Origin of the sequence: Peptoniphilus sp. oral taxon 386 str. F0131 (assembly GCF_000090945.1) — a bacterium.
Classification (GTDB): Bacteria; Bacillota; Clostridia; order Tissierellales; family Peptoniphilaceae; genus Anaerosphaera; species Anaerosphaera mikwangii.
In genome coordinates this window covers 231,109-256,027 of record NZ_GL349422.1, presented here as the reverse complement: position 1 = coordinate 256,027, position 24,919 = coordinate 231,109, and the positions used below count along the sequence as shown (strand labels likewise).

Sequence of the window (24,919 nt, the reverse complement as noted above, 5' to 3'; positions counted from 1 at the left end):
AAAGAAGGTGGAAGACACACACCATTCTTTAACGGATACAGACCACAATTCTACTTCAGAACAACAGACGTAACAGGAGATATCCAATTGGCAGAAGGAGTAGAAATGGTAATGCCAGGAGATAACTCAACATTTACAGTAACTCTAATCACACCAATCGCAATGGACGAAGGATTAAGATTTGCGATAAGAGAAGGTGGAAGAACAGTAGCATCAGGAGTAGTATCAAAAATAATTGAATAATATAAAATAAAAATACCTCGAGAAATCGAGGTATTTTTTATTTTATGGATATTAATTCATTTTATATTTAAGTAAGATAATAACTTTTACATCATTACTTATTTATAAATTATTAATTCTTATATTTTCTGTCTCTTTCTATTTCAAAAAGCATATCTCTGCCTGATAACAGTTTTTTTATATTTTTAACATCAAGGATAATTATAGAGCGTTTTAAAAGCTCTTGTTTTGCTTTTTCTGTAAGGAGAGATGTATTTATTACAAGTACGGGTTGAACATTTTTATATACATCTTTAAATAATTCTAATATATACCTGACATCACGTTCATTTATATATTTTTTCTTTTTATATTTTTTTATTTCAACGGCATATTTTCTGTCGGCTCTTCTTGCAAACAAATCAAATTTATCATACAGTTCATTATTGTCTTCATAGTATTTTACTTCATATCCACAAGTTTCAAGAGCTGTTTTTACAAGTCTTTCTTCAGTTAGTTCGGTGTCTAAATTTTTTAGTGCATACAGTAAATTTGACGGTTTTATCTTAAAAATAGCCTTACATTCTTCGCGTTTTCCTGTTACAAATTTATAGTCAAATCCGATGAGCAAATTTTCTACAATTGTAAAGTAACCATGAGCTATTGAGTTTCTGATATGTCGAAGTAGTGAACCTGTTTTAGTTTCATCAGAGCTTTTAGTTAAAATCAATTTTTGAAAATTTGGGCATATTTCATACTTATAAAAGTTTTCTGTATAAAAATCAATTTGCTCGGTAAACAGTACATCTTCATCTCTAAGGTGCATGTATTTCATAATTTCTTCAAATGTAAAATCATCATATAAAAAATTTGATACAAGCTCATTTTCTCTTGATTGTATTGAAGCTATATCGGGGACATACCAAAGGAGGTATTCTATTGCTTCGATAAGTTCCTTACTCATTTTAATGGGAATATTTTTATGTAGTATATCATAAGGTATTTTATTTTTTGATTTTTCAAATTCAAACATCTGAGTTAGCATATTAAAAATTCCTCCTATGATATTATTGTAGCTTTATAGATTGGTTTTGTAAAGTAAAGTATGATAAGACTATATTATAATGAATAAATAATTACATATTGCAAAGTATGATATAATAATCTTGGTGATATTCATGTTAAAACTTGATTTAAGTCTAATACAAAAATTAAATTTGACAACTGAATTAATACAGTCAATTGAGCTTATGGAATTAAATTCGATTGAGCTTGAATCTTTTTTAGAGCGTGAAAGCGAAGAAAATGTTTTGATAGATTATGAATCTAAAATTGAAGATGAAAGTTTTAGAAACTATTTGAAAAAACTCAGGGAAAATAAGTCTGTAAAATTTTACAGAGATGATGAAGATGTAAAGCCTGAAGATTATACAAAAGCTCCTGTTATTTTAAGTGATGTTTTAATAGAGCAGCTTGGAATGATAAATTTAAGTAAGTCGGAGTATCAAATAGGTAAGTTTTTAATAGAAAATATTGGTGATGACGGATATCTTGATGTTGATATTCAAGAGGCGGCAAAAATATTAAAAACTGAGGTGCATGATGTATTTTACGTTTTAAGAAAAATTTGGGAGTTTGAACCTAAGGGAGTAGGTGCAAGAAATTTAAAGGAATGTCTTTTGATGCAGACAGATGCACATGATACCATTTTGAAAAATATCATAGAATATCATTTGGAGGATATTTATAAAAACAGATTACCAAGTATTGCAAAAAGTCAAGGCATAGGTTTAGCTGAATTAAATGAATATATAGAAAAAATAAAAAAATTGAATCCGAAACCGGGAAGAGGATATGCTGCAAATAAATTGCCGACAGTATATTTGAAACCCGAAATTTTTGTAAATACTGATACAGAAAATATTGAAATTGAAATTGATGAGCAAGTTTCAAACATACAAGTCAATAAATTTTATCTTGATATGCTTGAGTCCGATATTGATGAAGAAACTAAAAAATATTTAAAGCAAAAACTTACAAGAACTCTATTTTTAATAGATGCTCTTGAAAAGAGAAGAAATACAATTAAAAGAGTTGTAACTGAAATTGTAAAGTATCAAAGAAATTTTTTCATACATGGATTTTCCCTCGAACCGATGACCTTAAGTGATATTGCAAACGCACTTAATATATCAGAGTCAACAGTTTCAAGAGCGACTAAAAATAAATATTTAGAATGTAGTTTTGGCGTTTTTCCGTTGAAGTATTTTTTTACAAAACCATTGAAGTTTTCGACAGGAAAAGTTTCAAGAGATTATATAATGAAAAAAATAGAAGATATCATTTTAAATGAAGATTCTAAAAATCCGCTATCAGATAAAGCGATAACTGATATGTTAAATAAAACGGGAATAGAGATTAAGAGAAGAACAGTTGCAAAGTACAGAGATGAGCTTAAAATAGCACCTGCATCAAACAGAAGGAGATATGATGAGTAAGAAAAGAAAGCGAAGGAAGGGAAACACGGGGTTTTTCTTCTTTAGCGGTTTTATATTTATAGTACTTGTATTTTTAGTTATATCTAAGCGGGAAAATAAAATTGATGAAAAGCTTGTATATATTGAAGAGACAAAGTATCTTGCAATTCAAACCGCAAAAAAATACAATCTGTTTGCAAGTGTAATACTTGCCCAGTCTGCTCTTGAAAGCAATTTTGGGAATTCGGAACTGAGTAAAAAATATAATAATTACTTTGGAATTAAAGCAACATCTAAATCCGATTATGTGGAAATGAATACATCAGAATTTTATGACGATGAAGAAAAAATATTGAAACAGTCTTTTAGAGTGTACAAATCAAAATCGGAAAGTTTTAAAGATTATGGAACTTTGATTTCAAAGGCCGGCAGATATGAAAAGGTCAGAGATGCACAAAATCCTTATGATGCGGCAAAAGCATTACAAAAATCGGGATATGCAACAGATCCTTCATATGCTGAAAAAATAATTTCAATAATTGAGAAATACAATCTGGAAGAGTTGGATGGAGAAATCATAGATTAAAATGTGAAAAACAGATGAAATTTTCAGAAAAACATTTGCATTAGTATAAAGGTACTTTAAATTCTCTAAGATAGTGCTATTATATGTACATGTTGAAAGAAGGGATGAGATGAAAGAAACTATTGAGAGCATAATTGATATAGATAACAGAACTGAAGAATTGGTTAAACAAACTGATCTTGAGGAAGAAAGATTAAGAGAAGAACTCAGAAAAAAACTTACTGATATGGAAAGTAAAGCTAATAATGAAGCAAAGATAAAAGCACAGGAAATATTTGACAAGATTATTAGTGAAGCCGGATTGGAAGTTGAAAGGCGAAAGCTTGAAAATAGTAAAAGACTGAAAAAAATAGATGAAAATTATGAAAATAATAAAGACTATTTGATAGAAAAAGCATTTGATAAAATTATTTTAAGTAAGGATGATTGATTATGAGGATTAATTCAAAATTTGCAGTTATAAATGCAAAAATTGACAGTTTGTATTCAAAACTCCTCATGAACACAGATTATATAAAACTTGCTCATTGCAATGATGTGCATGAAATTATAGCTTATCTTAAGGAAAATACTGATATAGGCAGTATTTTTGACAGTTATGATACTGTATATGATATAGAACTTAAAATGCAAAGATACAAGATTGAACAGATTAGAAAGTTCAGTTATTATTTTTCAGGGAATTATAAAAGGTTTTTAAATTCATTATTATCTGAATTTGAAATTTCCGATATAAAGAAAATTTTGCGTGTTTTGCAGAGAAATAACGGATTAAATAATTTAAGAAGCTCACTCATAGTATTGGGTGATGATTCAAGATTTAAGATTGACACTGACAATACAATCCCCACATTTGTAGAAAAGCTTAAAAATACCAAGTATTACAAAGTTTTACAAGCCTATGAGGATGAAGTAAGCGATGTAATACTTTTTTATATGGAAATGAATTTGGATAAGTTCTTTTATACGGAGCTTATAAACAGTACAAAGGATTTTGATAAAACTGATTTAGAATGTAGTAGAAAGCTCTATGGTAGAAAAGTCGATTTATTAAATATAACATGGATTTACAGAGGTCTTAAATACTATAAAATACTTCCCGAGGAGTTGATTAATTTTTGTATTTTAGGCGGTTGTGATTTTTCTTATGAAAATTTAAGGGATCTTTGTTATTGTGAAAATGAAGAGGAATTTGTAAATAGAATATTAAAAACGGAATACAAATTTCTATTTGAAGGTGAAAATACAGAGTTGTATATGGATAGAAGAATAAACAGATATTTATATTACAACGCAAAAAAAGAATTTAGACGAAGTAATTTTGACATTGGAAAATTTTTGGCGTTTATGTTTTTACTTGAGTATGAAATAAAAGATATAGGAGCTGTAATAGAAGCTACAAGATTTGATATTTCATTTGAAGAAACTCTTAAATATTTAGTAAGAAGTTATAAAGGAAGTGAATTGTAATTGGCAGTAGAGAAAATGAAGATGATGGATGTTGTAGGACAACTTTCTGATATGGATAGCATTATTGTCGATGTGCTTAAAACCAAGGCTGTTAATATTGTAAATACTCGACTTGAAATTGACAATAATTTCTTTACTTTCAGCTTGGAAGATGAAAACAATCTTGAAAGAAATATGGAACTTAATTATATTCAGCCTTTTGAAAAAGATTCTTTAAGGGAACTTAATGTAAAAAGAGCGAAAGAGCTTATGAATTTTTTCGGGATTGATTCTATTGATGAAAAGTATGTAAAAGATGTAGATATGAATGCAGATTTTGATTCTTTTTATGATAAACTGAAAACCAAAATTGACAGACTTGAAAAAATAAATGAAGATTTAAAAATTATAAGCGGAATTAAAAATAATTATGAATTGTTTAAAAATGTAAATGTAAATTTGTCCGATCTTGCCAATCTTAAATATTTTAAAGCTCGTTTTGGAATTTTGGATAAGGACGGAAGATTTAGATTAAAGAAAAATTATGGGAACATACTTGCCATGATATTTCATACGGGAACAATAAATGAAAATGAAGTATATCTTGCATTATATCCTCAAGAAGTTTCAAATGAAATTGATAGAATTTTAAAGAGTCTTAATTGGCAAGATGTAAATATACTTGGAAAATATTGCGGAACTGCTCAGGAAATCTTTGAAAAATTAATGAGTGAACATGAAATTCTTGTTGGTGAAAAGAAAGAAATTGAGAACTTCAGAAATAGCTTAATACAAAATGAAGAAGACAGAGTAAAGAGATATATAGCCGGAATGCTTTTAGCTGAAAAAATAGAAGATGTAAAAAAATATATGGCTAAATCAAAGAAATATTTTTATATGTCCGGCTGGATAGGGGTTTCTGATGTTGAAAATATCAAATCGGTTTTTTCTAAATATGACAATATTGATGTTAATTTCAGAGATCCTGAAAAGGGAGAGAGTATACCGACAAAATTGGTAAACGCCAATTTTTTTAAGCCTTTTGAACTGTTACTAAAAATGTATGGAACTCCCGGCTATAATGAGTCGGATCCGACAGTATTTTTTGGAATTACGTATATGATACTTTTTGGAGCAATGTTTGGAGATTTAGGGCAAGGAGCTATATTTTTCCTACTTGGACTTTACATTGGCAAGAGAGGAAATAAGGGATATGGTGCAATTTTAAGCAGACTTGGAGCATCATCTATGGTTTTCGGAGTTTTATACGGTTCGGTATTCGGAAATGAGGAATTAATTCCCGCTATGTGGATGAAACCTTTTGAAAGTATAAATGACGCACTTGCAGGAGCCATAGTATTCGGTATCGGATTACTATTTGTATCTTATGTAATAGGTTTTATAAACAGAATTAAAGTTAAAGACTATGAAGATGCTTTTTTCGGCAAAGACGGACTTTGCGGTTTTGCCATATTTTTATTGGCAATTAATTTGGGACTTTCAGCTATTAAAAATATAAGTATAGTTCCTAAAAAGCTTACGCTTATATTAATTGTAGTTGCATTAGTTCTGATGATATTTAAAAGACCGATTACACAATTTCTTAAGGGAGAAAAAATATCTTATGAAGATGGAAATATGAGCGGATATTACATTGAAGGAGTATTTTTATTACTTGAAGCTTTGATGTCGATATTAAGTAATATAATTTCATTTATAAGAGTAGGAGCATTTGCTATAAACCATGTAGGATTGTTTATGGCATTTCAAACTGTCGGTAAAATGATAAATAATTCGGCAGGGAATTTTGTGATTCTTGTAATAGGAAATTTAGTAATAATTGGACTTGAAGGATTGTTGGTGTTTATTCAAAGTTTAAGACTTGAATATTATGAAATGTTTAGCAAGTATTATTTAGGGGATGGCTATGAATTTATAGCCGATAAAATTGAATTAAAGGAGTTTTAAAATGGAAAAGATAATAATTTTAGCAGTACTTTCAGTTGTATCAGTTATGGCATATGGAGCGTATTTGATCTATAAGGGAACACCTGCAAGTGAAAAAGCGGTTAGAAGGCTTATAAAAATCAATTTGTCAATAGTTGTGCCTGTTCTAATATTTTCTATAATAACTTTGGTACCGCAAATGGTAAGTGCAAGAGAAACAGCAACTTCAGGAAATGGATTAGGCTTTTTAGCAGCAGGACTTTCAACAGGGCTTGCAGCATTAGGTGCAGGCGTTGCAGTTGCAAATGTAGGTTCATCAGCTATTGGAGCGGTTTCAGAAGATCCTAAGATTTTGGGAAAATCAATGATATTTTTAGGACTTGCAGACGGTATTGCAATCTATGGACTTATTATTTCAATAATGATTTTAGGAAGATTATAATGAAATCTCTTATTATATCAAGAAGCATGGATATTTTGACCTGGCTTAGACTTGCCGGAGTTGAAGGTTTTTTTTGCAGAAATTCAGATGAATTAAAAAGAAATTTTAAAAACTGTAAAGATGATGAAACTTTGGGAATAATAATTTTAACAGAAAGTGATTTTAAAGAAATAGAAGAAGATGTCATAAAGGTAAAATTATCCAAAAAGCTTCCGTTAGTAGTTACAATTCCTGACAAAGGCGGTTTAAAAGATAAAGATTTCATTCTTAAATATGTCAAGGAATCGGTTGGTGTAAAAATTAGTTAGAGGTATAATTATGATTTTACTTGAAAATAAAATTGCTATTTTTAATAAAATAGTTTATTTGGAAACACAAAAGAAATGTAACGAAAAACTTTTACGTGTCAGAGAAAAATGCAATCAACTTATTTTGAATAAAGAAAAAGAACTCAGTAAGATGAAGAGTGACCTTATAAAGAAAAAAGAGGATCTTGCAAAACAAAAGAGCTATGAAATGATAGCAAAGGTAAATGAAGACAGGCGGGTTCTTGAACTTCAAAAAGATGAGGAACTTTTAAATAAGCTGATAGATGAACTTGCAATGAAAATGGAAAAATTCACTGAAACAAATGAGTATGTAATATTTGAGGAAAGCAGATTTGAAACTGTAACAGATGATTTTGGTTCAGGAGAATATATTGTTTCAATTTTAGATGAAGACAGAGAAAAACTAATACCTATATTTGAAAAAATAGCAGGCAGAAAGGCTATGAAACTGTCGTTTGAAACACTTCCTAAAAAGTTGATTGGCGGGTTTACTATTTCAGATGAAGGCAGAACATATAATGTAGACTGTTCTTTGAGAGAAAAGGTAGAAGATTCAAAATATGAAATAGGAAAATTGTTACACTTTACACTAAAAAAAGCTGGTGAAAAAAATTGAAAAACGGATTAATAAAGGTAATCAACGGACCGGTTGTAATCGGAAGTAATATGGCGGATTTTAAGATGAGAGAAATGGTTGTCATAGGAGATAAAAAGTTAATCGGCGAAGTTGTAAAGATAGATGGAGATTTAGGTACTATTCAAGTATATGAAGAAACATCAGGACTTAAGAGAGATGAACAGATAATATCAACCGGTTCACCGCTTTCGGTAAAGCTTGGACCCGGAATGATAAAAAATATGTTTGACGGGATTCAAAGACCTCTTACAAAAATAAGAAGTGAATATGGAAATTTTATGCCGGAGGGAATTGGTCTTATATCAATTGATGAAGAGACCCTTTGGGATGTAAAATTGAGTATTAAAGTTGGAGATAGAGTAGAAGAAGGACAAATTTTTGCAACAGTACCTGAAACTGCAATTATTACCCATAGATTGTTAGTTCCGATGGGAGTAAACGGAACGGTAATAGATGTAGTTCCAAACGGAAAATATAATATAGAAAAAGTTGTTGCCAAGATTGAAGATGACAACGGAAAAATTTATGAATTAAAAATGTATCAGGAATGGCCGGTAAGAATTCCGCGTCCCATAAAGGAAAGACTTCCTATAGATAGGCTTTTGGTTTCCGGACAGAGGGTTTTTGATGTGTTTTTTCCGATAGCAAAGGGAGGAACAGCTGCAATCCCCGGCGGTTTTGGTACAGGAAAGACAATGACACAGCATCAAATAGCAAAATATTGTGATGCCGACATAATTGTATATATAGGATGTGGAGAGCGTGGGAATGAGATGACTGAGGTTCTTGAGGATTTTCCGAAGCTTATAGATCCTAATACGGGAAATCCTCTGATGGATAGAACAATACTGATTGCAAATACATCAAATATGCCGGTAGCAGCACGTGAGGCATCTATATATACAGGAGTAACAATAGCTGAATATTTTAGAGATCAGGGATATCACGTTGCTCTTATGGCGGATTCAACATCACGTTGGGCAGAGGCTCTTCGTGAGATTTCGGGACGTCTTGAGGAAATGCCTGCAGAAGAAGGGTATCCTGCATATCTTCCGTCAAGAATAGCTCAGTTTTATGAGAGGGCAGGATATGTTGACACGCTTTCCGGAGATGAGGGTTCAGTAACGCTTATCGGGGCAGTTTCTCCTGTAGGTGGAGATTTCTCCGAGCCGGTAACTGAGAACACAAAGAGGTTTGTAAATGTATTTTTAGCACTTGATAAAGAACTTGCCTATGCAAGGCACTATCCTGCAATAAATTGGATGAATTCATATTCGCAATATGTATCTTTATTAAAAAATTATTATGATATGCATTTAGACGGCGATTTGGATATACTTCGCTCAAAATTTTTAGACTTGCTTCATCAGGAAGCAAAGCTAAATGAAATTGTTATGCTTGTAGGCGAAGATGTGCTTCCTGATAATCAAAGACTTATACTTGAAATATGCCGCGTAGTCAAGGTGGGATTTTTACAACAAAATGCATTTAATAAAATAGATACCTTTGTCCCGCTTACAAAACAATTTGAAATGCTAAAGACAATAGATTTATTGTATGAGTGCGGTAAGGCTGCGGCGGACAATCATCTTCCGATATCCAAAATCAAAGATGATACTCTATATTCAAGAGTTATAAATATGAAATATGATATAGAAAATGATCATCTTGAAAAGTTTGTAGAATTGAATAACAGTATAAGAGACTATTATGCAAATCTTGAAGCGGTATATGAATAGTAGGTGATAGAATGAAAAAGGAATATTTATTATTAGACAAAGTTGACGGATCTTTAATTGAACTTTCAAACCTACACAGAGTATCTTATGATGAAGTAGTTAAGATAAAATCTGCAGACGGAAAAGAAGATTTGGTAGGACAGGTTGTAAAAATAGATGGAGATTCTGCAATAATTCAAGTATTTGGAGAAAATTTAGGAGTTTCGACAAAGAATTCAAAGGTCATATTCGAGGCACATCCATTTGAAATACCGCTTTCAAATGAAATTTTAGGACGTGTTTTTGATGGAATCGGTCGTCCTATAGATAAGGGCGGAGATATATATTCAGACGAGTTTTATAATGTGAATGGAAGGCCTATTAATCCTGTCGCAAGACAATACCCAAGAAATTTTATTCAAACGGGAATTTCATCAATAGATGGGCTTATGACACTTATAAGAGGACAAAAGCTTCCGATATTTTCAGGGTCGGGACTTCCTCATAATGAGCTTGCAGCTCAAATAGTAAGACAAGCAAAAATATCTTCAAAAAGCTCGGATGAAAACTTTGCAATAGTATTTGCAGCGATAGGTGTAAAACACGACGAAGCCGATTATTTTAGAGAAGCTTTTAAAAATGCGGGAGTGTCGGAAAAAGTAGTTATGTATATAAATTATGCGGATGATCCGATTATGGAACGTTTAATTGTTCCTAAATGTGCTCTTACGGCAGCTGAATATCTTGCGTACAAAGAGCATAATCATGTTCTTGTAATAATGACGGATGTAACATCTTATGGTGAGGCTTTAAGAGAAGTATCATCTTCAAGAGAAGAAGTTCCGTCAAGAAAGGGATATCCGGGACACCTTTATTCAGATCTTGCAATGTTATATGAGAGAGCGGGAATGATAAAGGATATTGACGGTTCAGTTACATTGATACCAATATTGACAATGCCTAATGATGATATAACTCATCCCATTCCGGATCTTAGCGGATTTATAACAGAAGGACAAATTGTACTTTCAAGAGATTTGAATCAATCGGGAGTATATCCTCCTGTAAATGTATTACCTTCACTTTCAAGACTTATGAAAGACGGTATAGGAGAAGGATATACAAGAGAAGACCATGCGGATCTGTCATCACAGTTGTTTGCTTCTTACTCTAAAGTTCAAGAAGTAAGAGCTCTTGCACAAATAATAGGAGAAGAAGATTTATCTGAGTTGGATAAATTGTATATAAAATTCGGAAATGAGTTTGAAAACAGATTTTTAACTCAAAAATTCGATGAAAACAGAAATATTGAAGATACATTAAATTTGGGATGGGAACTTTTAAAGATACTTCCTGTAGAAAGTTTAGACAGAATAGACCCTAAACTTAAAGAGAAATATTTGCAAGGTGAGTTAAATGGCAACTAAAACAGTACCTACAAAAGCAAATTTAATGGCAACAAAGTCAGCTCTTGAATTTGCAAGAAAAGGATATGATTTGTTAGATAAAAAGAGAACCGTCCTGATAAAAGAAATGATGGATTTAAATAAGCGTGCCGAAAGTCTTCAAGATAGAATAGAAAAAATTTTTGAACAATCATATAGTGCGCTTGAAGAGGCGACAGTAACAATGGGAACAGAAGCTATATATGAAATTTCAAAATCAATGGCACTTGAAAAACCTTATGAGGTAATTTCAAAATCGGTAATGGGAGTTGAAATTCCGGAAATCAAATATAGACAAGATGGGCTTAGAACGGAGTATTCTTTCCATAAAACTACTACAGCTTTTGATAAAGCATCTCTCGATATGCATAACATAAGATATTTGATATATGAGCTTGCTCAGGTTGAAACAGGAGTTTTCAGGCTTGCACAGGAAATTAAAAAGACACAAAAAAGAGCAAACGCCCTCAATAAAATTCAAATACCAAAATATGAAAGTATAGTAAAGGAAATAGAAAATATATTGTCTGAAAAGGAAAGAGAAGATTTTTTCAGACTTAAAAAAGTTAAAGATAAAAAGAGATAAGATGATCGCTATGAGCATCTTATCTCTTTTTATTAATCTACTTTCCACAACATCATTCTCTCTAAATAATCATCACCTAAAAATTTTTTAAGTTCTTCGTCTGAACTGTCTTCATATTCCGGAGGGACATTTTCTGAAAAATCATCACTATATTCTTCAGATTCATTTTCAATTGGAATTTTAACTTTAGAAATTGTTTTTAAAGGTTGGGAATCTTCAGCTGTGTTTTTATAAACATCTTTTTTTAAATAACATTTGCAATCTTTTGACAACCTTTTCATAAATATATACAATAATTCTAAATCATCTTCAGAAATTTTATAAACTAAATCAATAATGTCTTCTCTTTTCAAATTATCACCCATCAATATAATACCATTATATAGCCATTTTTTAAATATATTTATAGAAATTTAAGAAAATTATATTAGGTTTTTAAAATTGAAAAATTAAATTTAAATAACTATGATTTTTAAAAATTTATTTATAATAAAAAATTTTTTATAAAATATGTTGATGAATATTACAAAAAATTAGACAATATGGTATAATAGTATTCCGATAGGAATAAAAATACACCACTATATATGTAAAGATTACCACAAAATATTTAATGGTGTAAAAACATTCCAAAAATCAGGCAAACATTTTTTTAAGTGTCTAAATATCTGATGTAAAGCTGGCACAAATATTGCTAATAAACTATTTGAAGGTGGATGATTTCTTTGGATATTAAGAGAATAAAAATAATGTTTCACATTAATAGACCTCATTTGACATATGATATACTTACAATTTTGAGAAATTATGACATTTCAGTCATATCCATGGAGGTTTATAGTAATGTGATCTACCTGAAAGTACCCTATATTTCCGAAGACATGATAGAGAGCATTCGGAGAGAATGTGAAAAAGTCTATGGCTACGATTATATGGAAGAAATAGATGTAATGTCTTTTGAAGAAAAGGATATTGAACTTAAAGGGGTACTTAACTTAATAGGAGAAGGAGTGATAATGCTAAGTAGTAAGGGTGTAGTTGAATATGGAAATAAAATTGCGTTTAAGCATATTGAAAATCTTGAAGTAGGAAAATATATTTTTGAATTTATTGATGATGTGGATTTAAAAAATTACATAGAAAGAAAAGAAAACAACTTTATGGATAAGAGCATAAGGAATAAGAATATAAATATTTCCAATTACAGGTTCTTGTTAAATGTTGACAGACTTTATTCTGAAGATGGAATTTTTTGTGGATATCTTCTCACTTTAAAGGAAATAAACGGAGATTTTTCATATGACAGTTTATTAACTTTTGAAGATATTATAGGAGAAGATGAAAATTTCAAGAGGATAGTAGATATTGCTAAATTATATGCATATTCAGATGCATCTATTCTTTTAACAGGGGAAAGCGGTACAGGTAAAGAAATGTTTGCTCGTGCAATTCATTCTGAAAGTAACAGAGCCTCTAAGCCTTTTGTAGGCATCAACTGCGCGGCAATTCCGGAAGAACTTTTAGAGTCTGAGTTATTTGGATATGAACCCGGAAGTTTTACGGGGGCAAATAAAACTGGCAAGAGAGGGATTTTTGAAACCGCAAATGGAGGAACGGTTTTCTTAGATGAAATAGGAGAGATGAATTATCATCTCCAAGCAAAATTGTTAAGAGTGCTACAAGAAAAAAAGATACGACCTATAGGTTCTGATAGAGAGATATCTCTTGATGTAAGGATTATTTCTGCAACAAATAGAAATTTGGAAAAGTTAATAGAGGACGGAAATTTTAGAATGGACTTATTTTATCGTTTAAACATATTCAGAATAGAAATACCACCTCTTAGAAACAGAGTAGAAGATATACCTCTTCTCACACAATATTTTCTAAATGTTTTATCTCATAGATATAGTAAGGGAAATATTCAAATTGATGAATCGGCAAGGCAAAGGCTCAATTCATATAATTGGCCCGGAAATATCAGAGAGATGCAGAATGTGCTTGAAAGAGCAGTTGTGCTATCAAGAGAAGGACCTATCACGGAAGAACACATAACCTTTGACAAAACAGACAGCTTTGATAATTTAATTTTAAATTATGAAGATTTAAATTCAGCCGTAGGAACTTTTGAAAGAGAGTTTATATTAAAAGCGCTTAGGGAAAACAAAACTATAAGAGCTACGGCAAAGGTGTTAAACGTAACTCACACACTTCTCTTAAACAGAATAAAAAAGTATAAAATTCAAGATGATGAATGGAGAGTGTAATATTTAAAATATTTTAGGAGGGAAATGTATGAACGAAAAGAAAAATAAGGCGAATTTTGTGGCACTGATTCCATTTTTAGTTTTTATAATATCTTATTTGGGAATAGGATTAAAGCTTATAGCTGATGGAGATCCAATGGGATTCTACGGATTTAAATCACCGATAGCAGTAATTTTAGGTATAATCTGTGCATTTATACTTATTAAAGGAAATATTAATGAAAAATTTGACATCTTTGTAAGAGGATGTGGAGACGAAAATATCATTATAATGTGTATAATTTATATACTTGCAGGCGCATTCTCTACTGTTTCTAAAGCAATGGGCGGAGTAGATGCAACTGTAAATTTAGGACTTTCAATCATACCACCACAATTTATAACAGTTGGTATCTTTATAATAGCTTGTTTTATATCAATTTCAACAGGAACAAGTGTTGGAACAATAGTAGCACTTGGACCTATTGCAGTAGGATTTGGAGAAAATACATCAATACCTATGGCACTTATAGTTGCTACACTTGTAAGTGGAGCTATGTTTGGAGATAACCTATCAGTTATTTCTGATACAACAATAGCTGCAACAAGAACACAAGGTGTTGAAATGAAAGATAAGTTCAGAACAAATATTTCTATGGCAGTTCCTGCTATGATAATAACAGTAATTCTTTTAGTTGTATTCGGACAACCTGAAACAGCACCTGTAGCACAAACTTATGAATATGACTTAATAAAGGTACTTCCATATGTATTTGTTTTAGTTACAGCTATAGCAGGTATGAACGTATTTGTTGTACTAACTCTTGGAACAATCCTTTCAGGAGTAATAGGACTTTCATACGGAGCATTCGGATTACTTGAATTTACAAACAATATATATGACGGATTTGTAGGCATGTTCGAAATATTCTTATTATCAATGCTTACAGGAGGTCTTGCAGGACTTGTAACTTATGGTGGAGGACTTGATTGGTTACTTAATAAAATTAAGAGCTTCATTAAGGGAGAAAAGTCAGCAGAAGTTGGTATCGCAGCAATTACTGCATTAACAGATGCGGCAACAGCAAATAATACAGTTGCAATCATCATTGACGGACCTATTGCAAGAAGTATAGCGGAAGAATATAAGGTAGACCCGAGAAGATCAGCATCATTACTTGACTGTTTCGGAGCTATAATGCAAGGATTCATTCCTTACGGAGCTCAACTTTTAATCGCAGCGCAATTTACAGAAGGAAAGCTTAGTCCATTTGACTTAATGCCATTATTATGGTATCAATTTGCACTTGCTTTCTTCGTAATATTATCAATATTTGTTCCATTTGCTAACGGTTATTTAAAGAAAAACCCATGGAACTTTGAAGAATGGAAACCATTATAATATAAAAGTAATATAAGGAGGAAAAATAATGGAAAATATGGAAAACAAAGGATTCTCAACAAGACAAATTCACTCAGGATACGAAAGTAATAAATATGGCGCATTAGCAACTCCTATTTATCAAACTTCAACATTTATATTTGATTCTGCTGAGCAAGGCGGAAGAAGATTTGCGCTTGAAGAAGACGGATACATCTATTCAAGACTTGGAAATCCTACAAATGCAGTAATAGAAAAGAAATTGGCAGACCTTGAAGGCGCAGAAGCTTGTGTATCAACTTCATCGGGTATGGGAGCAATTTCATCAGTTATGTGGTCAATGTTAAAAGCCGGAGATCACGTTGTTGCAGCTAAGACAATGTATGGATGTACATTTGCCCTATTAAATCATGGATTATCAAAATTTGGAGTAGAAGTAACATTTGTTGACACAAGAGATTTAAACAATATTAAAAATGCAATGAAAGAAAACACAAGACTTGTTTATATCGAAACTCCTGCTAACCCTAATATGTATATTACTGACATTGAAGGTGCAGCAAAAATAGCTCATGAAAAAGAAAATTGTCTATTGGTAGTAGATAATACTTATTGTACACCATATATTCAAAGACCTTTATCACTTGGAGCAGATATAGTAGTTCACTCTGCAACTAAGTACCTAAACGGACATGGAGATGTTATCGCAGGATTTGCAGTTGGAAGAAAAGAATTAATCGATCAAGTTAGATTAGTAGGCGTTAAAGACTGTACTGGAGCAGTTTTAGGACCTTTTGAAGCATTCTTGATAAACAGAGGAATGAAGACTCTATCTGTTAGAATGGAAAGACATTGTTCAAATGCAATGAAAGTTGCAGAATTTTTGGAAGGACATCCTGCAGTAGCAGAAGTTGCATATCCTGGTTTAAAATCATTCCCACAACATGATTTAGCTATGAAACAAATGAGACTTCCTGGAGCTATGATTTCATTTGAAGTTAAGGGCGGAAAAGAAGTAGGAACAAAACTTATGAATGCAGTAAAACTTTGCACATTGGCAGTAAGTCTTGGTGATGCGGAAACACTTATTCAACATCCGGCAAGTATGACTCACTCACCATACACACCTGAAGAAAGAAAAGCTTCCGATATAACTGAAGGTCTTGTAAGAATTTCTGTTGGTCTTGAAGATCCTGAAGATATTATTGCAGACTTAAAACAAGCATTAGACAGCTTATTATAATTAGTAAAATAATATGTGATATAGGTAAGATTTCTTACCTATATCACAAATAACGGAGTTGATGAAAATGAAGGTAGCAGTATTTGCGGGAACAAAAGTAGACACACAAATGGGAGTGGAGCTTTTGGCGGAAAAGAAAATTGAAGCAATGACATTTCCTATGTCTGAAAGCTGTGAAGAGCAATCTAAGCTACAATATTTTTCTAAGGAAGAGCTTGAAAACCTGTTTATAGAAAAAGCTAAATCGGCAATAGATAAAGGCGCTGATAAACTTTTGATAAATTGCAATTCTCTAAGCTGTGCAATAGACTATAAAAAAATAGAAGAACTGATAAAGCTTGAAATAATAACTCCTCTTGAAACATATAAGAGCCTACCGAAAGGCTGTAATAACATAGCAATCATAGGAGCAAACGGTCTATCAGCTTATACAATAGATAAAATTATAAAAGAATCGGATGAGACTAAGAATACAATATCTGTAGGAAATATGAGTATAGTTCAGATGATAGAAGCAGGTTTTACTCCAAAGGAGATAGTTGAAGGATTAAATTTAGACGGTTTTTTAAACTATCTTGAAAATATAAAAATAGGAAAATATAAAGTGGATAGTATAATACTTGGATGCACGCATTTTCCGTACATAAGAGATGAGCTTAAAAAGCGTACTTCACTTATAATTATAGATCCGGCAGAAAAAATGCTGGAAAGGATATGAAATATCTTAAGGGGGAAAAGAATATGAAAAAAATGATGACAATGAATGGTAATACAGCTGCCGCAACAGTAGCTTATGCATTCACTGAAGTAGCACCGATATATCCTATAACACCATCATCGGATATGTCAGAATTAATTGATTCATGGTCAGCTAATGGGAAACAAAATATATTTGGCGAACAAGTACAAGTAACAGAACTTCAATCAGAGGCAGGAGCATCAGGAGCAATGCACGGTGTATTATCAGCCGGAGCACTTGCAACAAGTTTTACATCGTCACAAGGATTGTTACTTATGATACCTAATATGTACAAGATGAGCGGAGAACTTCTTCCGGGCGTAATTCATGTTGCGGCAAGAGCATTATCTACTCATGCGTTGTCAATATTTGGGGATCATCAAGACGTAATGGCTTGTAGACAAACAGGATTTGCTATGATGTCTTCAAGCTCAGTACAAGAAATTCTTGACTTAGGAGCAATAGCTCACTTATCTGCTATAAAGGCAAGAATACCGTTTTTACACTTCTTTGACGGATTTAGAACATCTCATGAATTTCAAAAGGTTGAAGTCGTAGATTATGAAGATTATAAAAAATTGTTAGATACAGAAGCGCTTCAAAGTTTCAGAATGAAGAGTATGAATCCTGAAAGACCATATACAAAGGGAACAGCACAAAACCCTGATATATATTTCCAAGCAACAGAAGCATCAAACTTAAAATACGAAGGTGTACTACCTATTGTAGAAGACTATATGAAACAACTTGGAGAGCTTACAGGTAGAAAATATAAACCATTTGATTACTATGGAGCGGAAGATGCAGAAAGAATAATAATTGCAATGGGATCTGTAAATGAGACAATAGAAGAAACTGTTGATTATTTACAAGGCTTAGGCGAAAAAGTCGGTATGATTAAAGTAAGACTTTATAGACCATTTGCAAAAGAAGCACTTTTAAGAGAAATTCCAAGTACTGTAAAAGCAATAGCAGTTCTTGACAGAACAAAAGAAAAGGGAAGTCCTTTTGAACCGTTACATCTTGATATACTTGGAGCTTATAGCGACAATGAAAATAAACCTGTAATCGTTGGCGGAAGATACGGATTAGGTTCTAAAAATACAACTCCAAGTCAAATTAAGGCAGTGTTTGATAATCTTAAAAAAGAAACACCAAAGGACAGATTTACAATTGGTATCATAGATGATGTAACAAATACAAACCTTGTTATTGAAGAAGAAATAATGACAGAACCGAAAGATACAATTAAATGTAAATTCTGGGGATTCGGTTCAGACGGTACAGTAGGTGCAAATAAGAGTGCGATAAAAATTATAGGTGACGGAACAGATATGTATGCTCAAGCATATTTTGCATACGACTCTAAAAAATCAGGTGGGGTTACAATTTCTCACTTGAGATTTGGAAAAGATCCTATAAAATCAACATATTTAATAACAAAACCTGACTTTATAAGTTGCTCAAAGCAATCTTATGTATATAATTATCATCTTTTAGAAGGACTAAAAGAAGGAGGAACTTTCCTATTAAATACAATTTGGAATAAAGAAGAACTTTCAGAAAAACTTCCTGCAGCAATGAAGAGAGAGCTTTATGATAAGAAAGTAAACTTCTATACAATAAATGCAACTGATATAGCACAAGAAATAGGACTTGGCAGTCGTACAAATATGATAATGCAATCGGCATTTTTCAAATTATCAGAAGTTCTTCCGATAGATGATGCAGTAACAAGACTAAAAGATTCAATTAAAAAGACTTATGGTAAAAAAGGCGATAAGATAGTAAATATGAACTATCAAGCAGTTGAAATGGGATTGGAGGGACTTGTTAAAGTAGAAATTCCTGAAGAGTGGAAAAATGCAACAGAAGAAGAAGTTAAGAGAGATGTTCCAAAATATGTTGCAGAAATTCTTGAACCATTAAATGCACAAAAGGGAGACGAAACACCTGTATCGGCATTTATAGGAGTAGAAGAAGGAATAATGCCGAACGGTACAACAAAGTATGAAAAGAGAGGCGTTGCAGTAAATGTACCACATTGGAATAAAGACAACTGTATCCAATGTAACCAATGTTCATTTGTATGTCCTCATGCTGCAATAAGACCATTCTTGTTAAATACAGAAGAAGTTGCAAATAAACCTGCAGAATTTGAAACATTAGCTGCAAAAGGTAAGGAACTTGCAGGATTAGAATATAGAATTCAAGTATCAGTACTTGACTGTACAGGCTGTGGAAACTGTGCTGATGTATGTCCGGCAAAAGAAAAAGCACTTGTAATGACTCCGCTTGGAGAAGAATTGGAAGAAGCTAAAAATTGGGAATATGCAATGAAAGTAGAACCTAAAGAGGACTTAATGCCTGATAATACAGTAAAAGGTTCACAATTCAAACAACCGCTTCTTGAATTCCACGGAGCATGTGCGGGATGTGGAGAAACACCATATGCAACACTTGTAACACAATTATTCGGAGATAGAATGCTTATAGCCAATGCATCAGGTTGTTCATCAATTTGGGGAGGTTCATTCCCGTCTACAGGATATTGTACAAATAAATTAGGTAGAGGACCTGCATGGGCAAGTTCATTATTTGAAGATAATGCAGAATATGGATATGGTATGGCTCTTGCAGTTAAGAAACTAAGAGGAACAATTAAGCTTCATATGGAAGAATATATGAAGAAAAATCCGAACAGTGAATGTGAAGAAACATTCAAGGATTGGATTGCCAACATGAAAAATCCTGAAAAGACAAAGGCGTTAAAAGATGCAATAGTTAAGTTTACAGAAAATTCTGACGATGAAGATTTAAAAGAAATCTATAAACTTAGAGATTATATAATGAAACAAAGTATCTGGAGCTTTGGAGGAGACGGTTGGGCATATGATATAGGATATGGCGGACTTGATCATGTAATGGCATCAGGTGAAGACTTTAATATACTTGTATTTGATACAGAAGTTTATTCAAATACCGGAGGACAATCATCAAAAGCAACACCAAGAGCAGCAGTTGCAAAATTTGCGGCAGGTGGAAAGAGAGTAAGAAAGAAAGACTTAGGAGCAATGCTTATGACTTATGGCTATGTATATGTAGCACAAGTGGCAATAGGCTCAAATATGAACCAAGTAATAAAAGCATTAAAAGAAGCTGAAAGTTATGACGGACCTGCAATAGTAATTTGCTATGCACCATGTATAAACCATGGATTATTAAGTGGAATGGGCAAGAGTATAGCTCAAGAAAAGAAAGCTGTTGATTGTGGATATTGGCACCTATACAGATACAATCCTGAATTAATAGCAGAAGGTAAGAATCCGTTTATACTTGATTCAAAAGAACCGAAAGAATCATTCCAAGCATTTTTGGAAACAGAAGTTAGATATACTTCATTAAAGAAGACATTCCCACAAATAGCACAAGAGTTATTTGATATGGCGGAAGAAGATTCTAAGTTCAGATATGAAAGATATAAAAAACTTGCAGAAAATTAATCAGCTCCCTAAGATATTGTTAATATAAAAAATGCAAAAAGATACCACAGGTTAATTTTGTGGTATCTTTTTGTATTTAATAATTAAAAAAACATTTAAGAAAAGTAAACGAATAATTTATTTCTCAAATATAAAAAAGGAGCGTTCGCTCCTTTTTATATTACTTGCTTTCGACTACATATTTTTCTATATATTCTTCATATCCCATAGAAACATCTCTATATGTTCCGTCATCAAAAAATTCTATTATTCTGTTTGCGACAGATGATACAAATTGATGGTCAAGAGATGTAAATAGTACATTACCTTTAAAATTAATTAAACCGTTATTTACAGCTTCTATGCTTTCAAGATCAAGATGATTTGTAGGCTGGTCAAATACAAGTACATTTGCAGGTGCGATCATCATCTTTGAAAACATCATTCTGACTCTTTCTCCTCCGGAAAGTACATTTGCTTTTTTTAATGCTTCATCTCCGGAAAATAGCATCTTTCCTAAAAATCCTCTTAAGAATATTTCTGATTGTTCTTCAGAATATTGTCTCATCCAGTCAATCAAATTCAAATCTATATTTTCAAAATATTCATTGTTGTCTTTTGGAAAATAAGTGTGTGTTATTGTCTGTCCCCACTTATATTCTCCGGTGTAATCATCTGTCTTGGAATTTACTATTTCAAAAAATTTTGTAATTGCAATTTCGTTTCCGATAAATCCAATCTTATCGTCCTTATTAACTCTGAGATTAAAATTATCTATAAGTTTCTTTCCATTATCTTCTACTGTAAGTCCGTTGACATTTAAAATTTCATTTCCAACCTCACGCGACAGATTAAATCCTACAAAAGGATATCTTCTTGATGACGGTTTTATATCATCAAGAGTAATTTTATCAAGAAGTTTCTTTCTACTTGTAGCTTGTTTTGATTTTGATTTGTTTGCAGAAAATCTTTGAATAAATTCTTGTAGTTCTTTAATTTTATCTTCTTTCTTTTTATTTTGGTCTTTTTGCATTTTTAGCGCAAGTTGAGATGATTCATACCAAAAGTCGTAGTTTCCTACAAACATTGTAATTTTTCCAAAATCTATATCGACCATGTGAGTACATACTTCATTTAAAAAATATCTATCGTGGGATACAATTATAACTATTCCCTCAAATGTGGATAGGAATTCTTCAAGCCACAATACGGCTCTAAGGTCAATACCGTTTGTAGGCTCGTCAAGTAAAAGTATGTCAGGATTTCCAAAAAGTGCTTGTGCAAGAAGAACTTTTACCTTATCGGATTCTATTATTTCACTCATGAGTTTTGAGTGCATATCAGTAGAAATTCCAAGACCTTGTAAAATTGTAGATGCTTCAGATTCAGCTTCATATCCGCCAAGTTCGGCAAATTCAGCTTCAAGTTCCGCCGCTCTCATTCCATCCTCATCAGAAAAGTCGGGCTTCATATAGATTGCATCTTTTTCCTTTCCGATATCATATAATTTTTTATTTCCCATAATTACGGTATCAAGTACCACCTCATTTTCAAAGGCATAGTGGTCTTGGTTGAGCTTACTCATTCTTGAGTTTTTATCTATTGCAACATTACCGCTTGTCGGATCTTTTTCGCCTGAAAGTATTTTTAAAAATGTACTTTTTCCTGCTCCATTAGCTCCGATTATTCCATAACAATTTCCCGGATTAAAAATTAAATTTACATCATCAAAAAGTTTTTTATCGGGAAATAATACACTTAAATTATTTACACTTATCATTATTTCACACTCCAATTGCACTCAATTATAGCATAGATTAATAGATTTTTGTAGATTAACCGTATTTAAATAGAAAAATCACTAATAAATACCATAATTCACTTTTTTATTATTTTCGTCATTGTTTTTTCAACTTTTTGTTACAAATCACACACTTTAATATGATATAATAATATAAAATTTAAAGGGAGTGATGTTATGAAAAAATTTATTGCAATATTACTTGCAGCTGTTTTACTTATTCCTGGTATAAATAGTTTTGCAAATGTGGCTTCTGTTCAAAAACCTAATGAAAAAGAAGTTATAAGATTAAAAAAGATGTTTGGAATAACAAATGATTATAAAAATTTTTCGTTTTCAACTTCCGAATCTGAAGAAGATATAGAACCTTATAAATCCAAGGCGTTTAAAACATTGAGTTATTTTTGGTATAGTGATGACAAAAGTGTAAATATTAGGACAGACAAGGATGGAAATATAATAGATTATTATAAATATGATGACACAAAAAAAGGTGATTCAAAATTTATAGAGAAAAAAGAAGTTGAGTTACTTGCAGAAACTTTTTTGAAAAATTTAGGAAATGATATTTCAAAATCTTATAAATTAAAAAATTCTAAAATATATTTAAAATCCGGACATGCTGAATTAGACTACACAAGATTTGTAAACAAAACCGAAGTTTTGAATGATACTATTAATATACAAATAGACTTAAAAACAAGAGAAGTCAACTCATATTCAAGAACATATTCAAGTGAAACATTTAAAGATAATTCTTTTCCTAAAAAAGAAAAGATAATTTCAAAAGAAGATTCTATAAAGTTGCAAGAAGATAATAATCCTGTAAAACTATTTTATATAGTATATAAAGATGAAAATGTTGAGAAATCCGAGATGGTATATGGTCAGCTCAAGCCTTTTAAACCTGTTGACGCTATAAAAGCTTCTTTTGTTACGGATAATATTTATCATTTAGGAAATAATGTATTTGATTCCGTTGCAGCTGCAGAAGAAAAAACTAAAGGAGAAGCTCAGGGGCTTTCTGATGTGGAAATTTCCGAATTTGAAAAAATTAAAGGGATAAAGGATTTTTCTGAAGTAGAAAAAATTATAAAGGCGAATTTCAACATAAAAGGATATAAACAATCTCTAAAACGTCTCAGCAAAAGCGATGAACGATATATATATTCAGTTGAATATTCTAAGGATGGGAAAAAGTATATTCAATTTGCATTTGATGCAAAGGAATTAGTACTTATGAATTATTATTATAGCGATAGTTCGTGGAAAGGAAATAAGAAATTAGATGAAACTGTTGCTATAAAACTTGCAACGGATTTTGCAAATAAATTTAATACAAAGAAAAATATAGATTTTAAAAATCCGATAATAAGTGATAGTGACGGAGAAACTAAAGTCAATTTCTTAAGAATTGAAAATTCTATTCCTGTTTATGGAAATGGGATTCAAATTGTAATAAATAATTCTTCAAGAGAAATAAGTTCGTATAATTTTAAATTTGACGATTGTAAGTTTGAAAAATCTACTCCTAAAATAAATTTAGAAGAAGCAAAAAAAATCTTCTTTGACAGTTTTGAGTATAATTTATATTATGTTTATGTAGGAGCGGTTCCAAAACTTATGTATATGTTTGACAATTATAATACACCTATTGTAAGAGCATCTGACGGCAAAATTGTAAATACTGACGGAACAGTAATTGAATCTGAAAAATTTGAGTATGAAAATATCAATTCGTCCAAATATGCTGAAGAGATAAACTATTTAACATCAATGGACATAGGAATACCCGGTATAAAAGATTTAAAATCGCAGATAACTGTTGAAGATTTTATGGTTCTGCTCAATTTAATATCAGGGCGTGGAGACCATTTTGAAGAAATAAGCAAATCGAGTCTGAGCTTCTTTGAAGGTGCTGACCAGGATATGCTTGATAAAAAAATACAGACTAAGTATGCGGTAAGATGGATTTTAAACAACGAGGGATATAGAGATTTGACAAAATTAAAAGATGTATTTGATAAAAAAATATTTAAGGATTCCGCTTCAATACCGAGTGAATTTAAAGCCTATTACTATTTAGGATATGCTCTATCAATATATGATTTTGACGAAGCGATGCCAAATTCATATATTACGGCTGAAGAGGCACTTCACTTAGCTTATAATATTGTGAAATAAAAAGA

At 31.6% G+C, this 24,919-nt stretch carries 20 protein-coding genes and 1 pseudogene; 18 read left to right on the top strand and 3 right to left on the bottom strand.

The window, feature by feature from the left end; translation table 11 throughout:
* Positions 1 to 243 (top strand): annotated as a pseudogene (gene tuf, locus HMPREF0629_RS01245) (elongation factor Tu); the annotation flags it as partial.
* A gap of 112 nt (positions 244 to 355) precedes the next feature.
* On the opposite strand, the gene HMPREF0629_RS01240 reads toward tuf, so the two are convergent.
* Positions 356 to 1,267 (bottom strand): restriction endonuclease, encoded by a 912-nt coding sequence (locus HMPREF0629_RS01240; protein WP_009221559.1) that lies wholly within the window; start codon positions 1,265 to 1,267, stop codon positions 356 to 358.
* Positions 1,268 to 1,400: 133 nt separating this feature from the next.
* Here HMPREF0629_RS01240 and rpoN point away from each other — a divergent pair, with 133 nt between their 5' ends.
* From rpoN to HMPREF0629_RS01185, 11 genes are all read left to right on the top strand, one after another.
* Positions 1,401 to 2,720: an RNA polymerase factor sigma-54 gene (gene rpoN, locus HMPREF0629_RS01235; protein ID WP_039856404.1), complete on the top strand. Its 1,320-nt coding sequence runs from the start codon at positions 1,401 to 1,403 to the stop codon at positions 2,718 to 2,720.
* A complete protein-coding gene (locus HMPREF0629_RS01230) occupies positions 2,713 to 3,285 on the top strand; it encodes a glycoside hydrolase family 73 protein (protein ID WP_255263789.1) in 573 nt (190 codons plus the stop codon). The genes rpoN and HMPREF0629_RS01230 overlap by 8 nt, the downstream gene beginning before the upstream one ends.
* Positions 3,286 to 3,394: 109 nt before the next feature.
* Positions 3,395 to 3,715, top strand: a complete 321-nt coding sequence (locus HMPREF0629_RS01225) for a hypothetical protein (protein ID WP_036730366.1) — start codon at positions 3,395 to 3,397, stop codon at positions 3,713 to 3,715.
* Between the two features lie 2 nt (positions 3,716 to 3,717).
* Entirely contained in the window at positions 3,718 to 4,755 is a 1,038-nt protein-coding gene (locus HMPREF0629_RS01220; RefSeq protein WP_009221555.1) for a V-type ATPase subunit, read from the top strand.
* A complete protein-coding gene (locus HMPREF0629_RS01215; protein ID WP_009221554.1) occupies positions 4,756 to 6,702 on the top strand; it encodes a V-type ATP synthase subunit I in 1,947 nt (648 codons plus the stop codon).
* Between the two features lies 1 nt (position 6,703).
* Positions 6,704 to 7,123, top strand: coding sequence for an ATP synthase subunit C (locus HMPREF0629_RS01210; protein WP_009221553.1), 420 nt, complete (start codon positions 6,704 to 6,706; stop codon positions 7,121 to 7,123).
* Positions 7,123 to 7,431 (top strand): V-type ATP synthase subunit F, encoded by a 309-nt coding sequence (locus tag HMPREF0629_RS01205; RefSeq protein ID WP_009221552.1) that lies wholly within the window; start codon positions 7,123 to 7,125, stop codon positions 7,429 to 7,431. Before HMPREF0629_RS01210 ends, HMPREF0629_RS01205 begins: the two co-directional genes overlap by 1 nt.
* A gap of 10 nt (positions 7,432 to 7,441) precedes the next feature.
* Complete coding sequence (locus tag HMPREF0629_RS01200) at positions 7,442 to 8,068, top strand: hypothetical protein (RefSeq protein ID WP_009221551.1); 627 nt, start codon at positions 7,442 to 7,444, stop codon at positions 8,066 to 8,068.
* Positions 8,065 to 9,828, top strand: a complete 1,764-nt coding sequence (locus HMPREF0629_RS01195; protein WP_009221550.1) for a V-type ATP synthase subunit A — start codon at positions 8,065 to 8,067, stop codon at positions 9,826 to 9,828. The genes HMPREF0629_RS01200 and HMPREF0629_RS01195 overlap by 4 nt, the downstream gene beginning before the upstream one ends.
* An 11-nt stretch (positions 9,829 to 9,839) precedes the next feature.
* Positions 9,840 to 11,234 carry a V-type ATP synthase subunit B gene (locus tag HMPREF0629_RS01190; RefSeq protein ID WP_009221549.1) on the top strand — a complete coding sequence of 465 codons (1,395 nt, stop codon included), beginning with the start codon at positions 9,840 to 9,842 and terminating at the stop codon, positions 11,232 to 11,234.
* Positions 11,224 to 11,838 (top strand): V-type ATP synthase subunit D, encoded by a 615-nt coding sequence (locus tag HMPREF0629_RS01185; RefSeq protein ID WP_009221548.1) that lies wholly within the window; start codon positions 11,224 to 11,226, stop codon positions 11,836 to 11,838. Before HMPREF0629_RS01190 ends, HMPREF0629_RS01185 begins: the two co-directional genes overlap by 11 nt.
* 32 nt (positions 11,839 to 11,870) lie before the next feature.
* Here the strand turns inward: HMPREF0629_RS01185 and HMPREF0629_RS01180 are convergent, their stop codons facing one another.
* The gene (locus HMPREF0629_RS01180) at positions 11,871 to 12,191 is read right to left on the bottom strand and encodes a hypothetical protein (RefSeq protein WP_036730352.1); all 321 of its coding nucleotides are present in this window, start codon (positions 12,189 to 12,191) and stop codon (positions 11,871 to 11,873) included.
* 372 nt (positions 12,192 to 12,563) lie between these two features.
* Between HMPREF0629_RS01180 and HMPREF0629_RS01175 the strand changes: the two genes are divergently transcribed.
* The 5 genes from HMPREF0629_RS01175 to nifJ all read left to right on the top strand — a co-directional run bounded on the left by HMPREF0629_RS01175 (position 12,564) and on the right by nifJ (position 20,950).
* On the top strand, positions 12,564 to 14,105 hold the full coding sequence (locus HMPREF0629_RS01175) for a sigma-54-dependent Fis family transcriptional regulator (RefSeq protein ID WP_039856399.1): 1,542 nt from the start codon (positions 12,564 to 12,566) through the stop codon (positions 14,103 to 14,105).
* Between the two features lie 28 nt (positions 14,106 to 14,133).
* Positions 14,134 to 15,486, top strand: a complete 1,353-nt coding sequence (locus tag HMPREF0629_RS01170) for a Na+/H+ antiporter NhaC family protein (RefSeq protein WP_009221545.1) — start codon at positions 14,134 to 14,136, stop codon at positions 15,484 to 15,486.
* 28 nt (positions 15,487 to 15,514) lie between these two features.
* Complete coding sequence (gene megL / locus HMPREF0629_RS01165; RefSeq protein ID WP_009221544.1) at positions 15,515 to 16,708, top strand: methionine gamma-lyase; 1,194 nt, start codon at positions 15,515 to 15,517, stop codon at positions 16,706 to 16,708.
* Between the two features lie 67 nt (positions 16,709 to 16,775).
* The gene (locus tag HMPREF0629_RS01160) at positions 16,776 to 17,426 is read left to right on the top strand and encodes an aspartate/glutamate racemase family protein (protein WP_039856398.1); all 651 of its coding nucleotides are present in this window, start codon (positions 16,776 to 16,778) and stop codon (positions 17,424 to 17,426) included.
* Between the two features lie 23 nt (positions 17,427 to 17,449).
* Positions 17,450 to 20,950, top strand: coding sequence for a pyruvate:ferredoxin (flavodoxin) oxidoreductase (gene nifJ, locus HMPREF0629_RS01155; protein WP_039856396.1), 3,501 nt, complete (start codon positions 17,450 to 17,452; stop codon positions 20,948 to 20,950).
* Between the two features lie 160 nt (positions 20,951 to 21,110).
* Here nifJ and HMPREF0629_RS01150 read toward each other — a convergent pair whose 3' ends face one another.
* A complete protein-coding gene (locus tag HMPREF0629_RS01150) occupies positions 21,111 to 22,709 on the bottom strand; it encodes an ABC-F family ATP-binding cassette domain-containing protein (protein ID WP_009221541.1) in 1,599 nt (532 codons plus the stop codon).
* A 198-nt stretch (positions 22,710 to 22,907) separates the two neighbouring features.
* Here HMPREF0629_RS01150 and HMPREF0629_RS01145 point away from each other — a divergent pair, with 198 nt between their 5' ends.
* Positions 22,908 to 24,914, top strand: coding sequence for a YcdB/YcdC domain-containing protein (locus HMPREF0629_RS01145; protein WP_009221540.1), 2,007 nt, complete (start codon positions 22,908 to 22,910; stop codon positions 24,912 to 24,914).
* The last annotated feature ends 5 nt before the right edge of the window (positions 24,915 to 24,919 follow it).

What these genes read in the sequence shown, in the direction of transcription:
- HMPREF0629_RS01240 (WP_009221559.1), bottom strand. Translation starts at nt 1,267, where the DNA reads ATGCTAACTCAGATGTTTGAATTTGAAAAATCAAAAAATAAAATACCT.
- rpoN (WP_039856404.1), top strand. Translation starts at nt 1,401, where the DNA reads ATGTTAAAACTTGATTTAAGTCTAATACAAAAATTAAATTTGACAACT.
- HMPREF0629_RS01230 (WP_255263789.1), top strand. Translation starts at nt 2,713, where the DNA reads ATGAGTAAGAAAAGAAAGCGAAGGAAGGGAAACACGGGGTTTTTCTTC.
- HMPREF0629_RS01225 (WP_036730366.1), top strand. Translation starts at nt 3,395, where the DNA reads ATGAAAGAAACTATTGAGAGCATAATTGATATAGATAACAGAACTGAA.
- HMPREF0629_RS01220 (WP_009221555.1), top strand. Translation starts at nt 3,718, where the DNA reads ATGAGGATTAATTCAAAATTTGCAGTTATAAATGCAAAAATTGACAGT.
- HMPREF0629_RS01210 (WP_009221553.1), top strand. Translation starts at nt 6,704, where the DNA reads ATGGAAAAGATAATAATTTTAGCAGTACTTTCAGTTGTATCAGTTATG.
- HMPREF0629_RS01205 (WP_009221552.1), top strand. Translation starts at nt 7,123, where the DNA reads ATGAAATCTCTTATTATATCAAGAAGCATGGATATTTTGACCTGGCTT.
- HMPREF0629_RS01200 (WP_009221551.1), top strand. Translation starts at nt 7,442, where the DNA reads ATGATTTTACTTGAAAATAAAATTGCTATTTTTAATAAAATAGTTTAT.
- HMPREF0629_RS01190 (WP_009221549.1), top strand. Translation starts at nt 9,840, where the DNA reads ATGAAAAAGGAATATTTATTATTAGACAAAGTTGACGGATCTTTAATT.
- HMPREF0629_RS01185 (WP_009221548.1), top strand. Translation starts at nt 11,224, where the DNA reads ATGGCAACTAAAACAGTACCTACAAAAGCAAATTTAATGGCAACAAAG.
- HMPREF0629_RS01170 (WP_009221545.1), top strand. Translation starts at nt 14,134, where the DNA reads ATGAACGAAAAGAAAAATAAGGCGAATTTTGTGGCACTGATTCCATTT.
- megL (WP_009221544.1), top strand. Translation starts at nt 15,515, where the DNA reads ATGGAAAATATGGAAAACAAAGGATTCTCAACAAGACAAATTCACTCA.
- HMPREF0629_RS01160 (WP_039856398.1), top strand. Translation starts at nt 16,776, where the DNA reads ATGAAGGTAGCAGTATTTGCGGGAACAAAAGTAGACACACAAATGGGA.
- nifJ (WP_039856396.1), top strand. Translation starts at nt 17,450, where the DNA reads ATGAAAAAAATGATGACAATGAATGGTAATACAGCTGCCGCAACAGTA.
- HMPREF0629_RS01150 (WP_009221541.1), bottom strand. Translation starts at nt 22,709, where the DNA reads ATGATAAGTGTAAATAATTTAAGTGTATTATTTCCCGATAAAAAACTT.
- HMPREF0629_RS01145 (WP_009221540.1), top strand. Translation starts at nt 22,908, where the DNA reads ATGAAAAAATTTATTGCAATATTACTTGCAGCTGTTTTACTTATTCCT.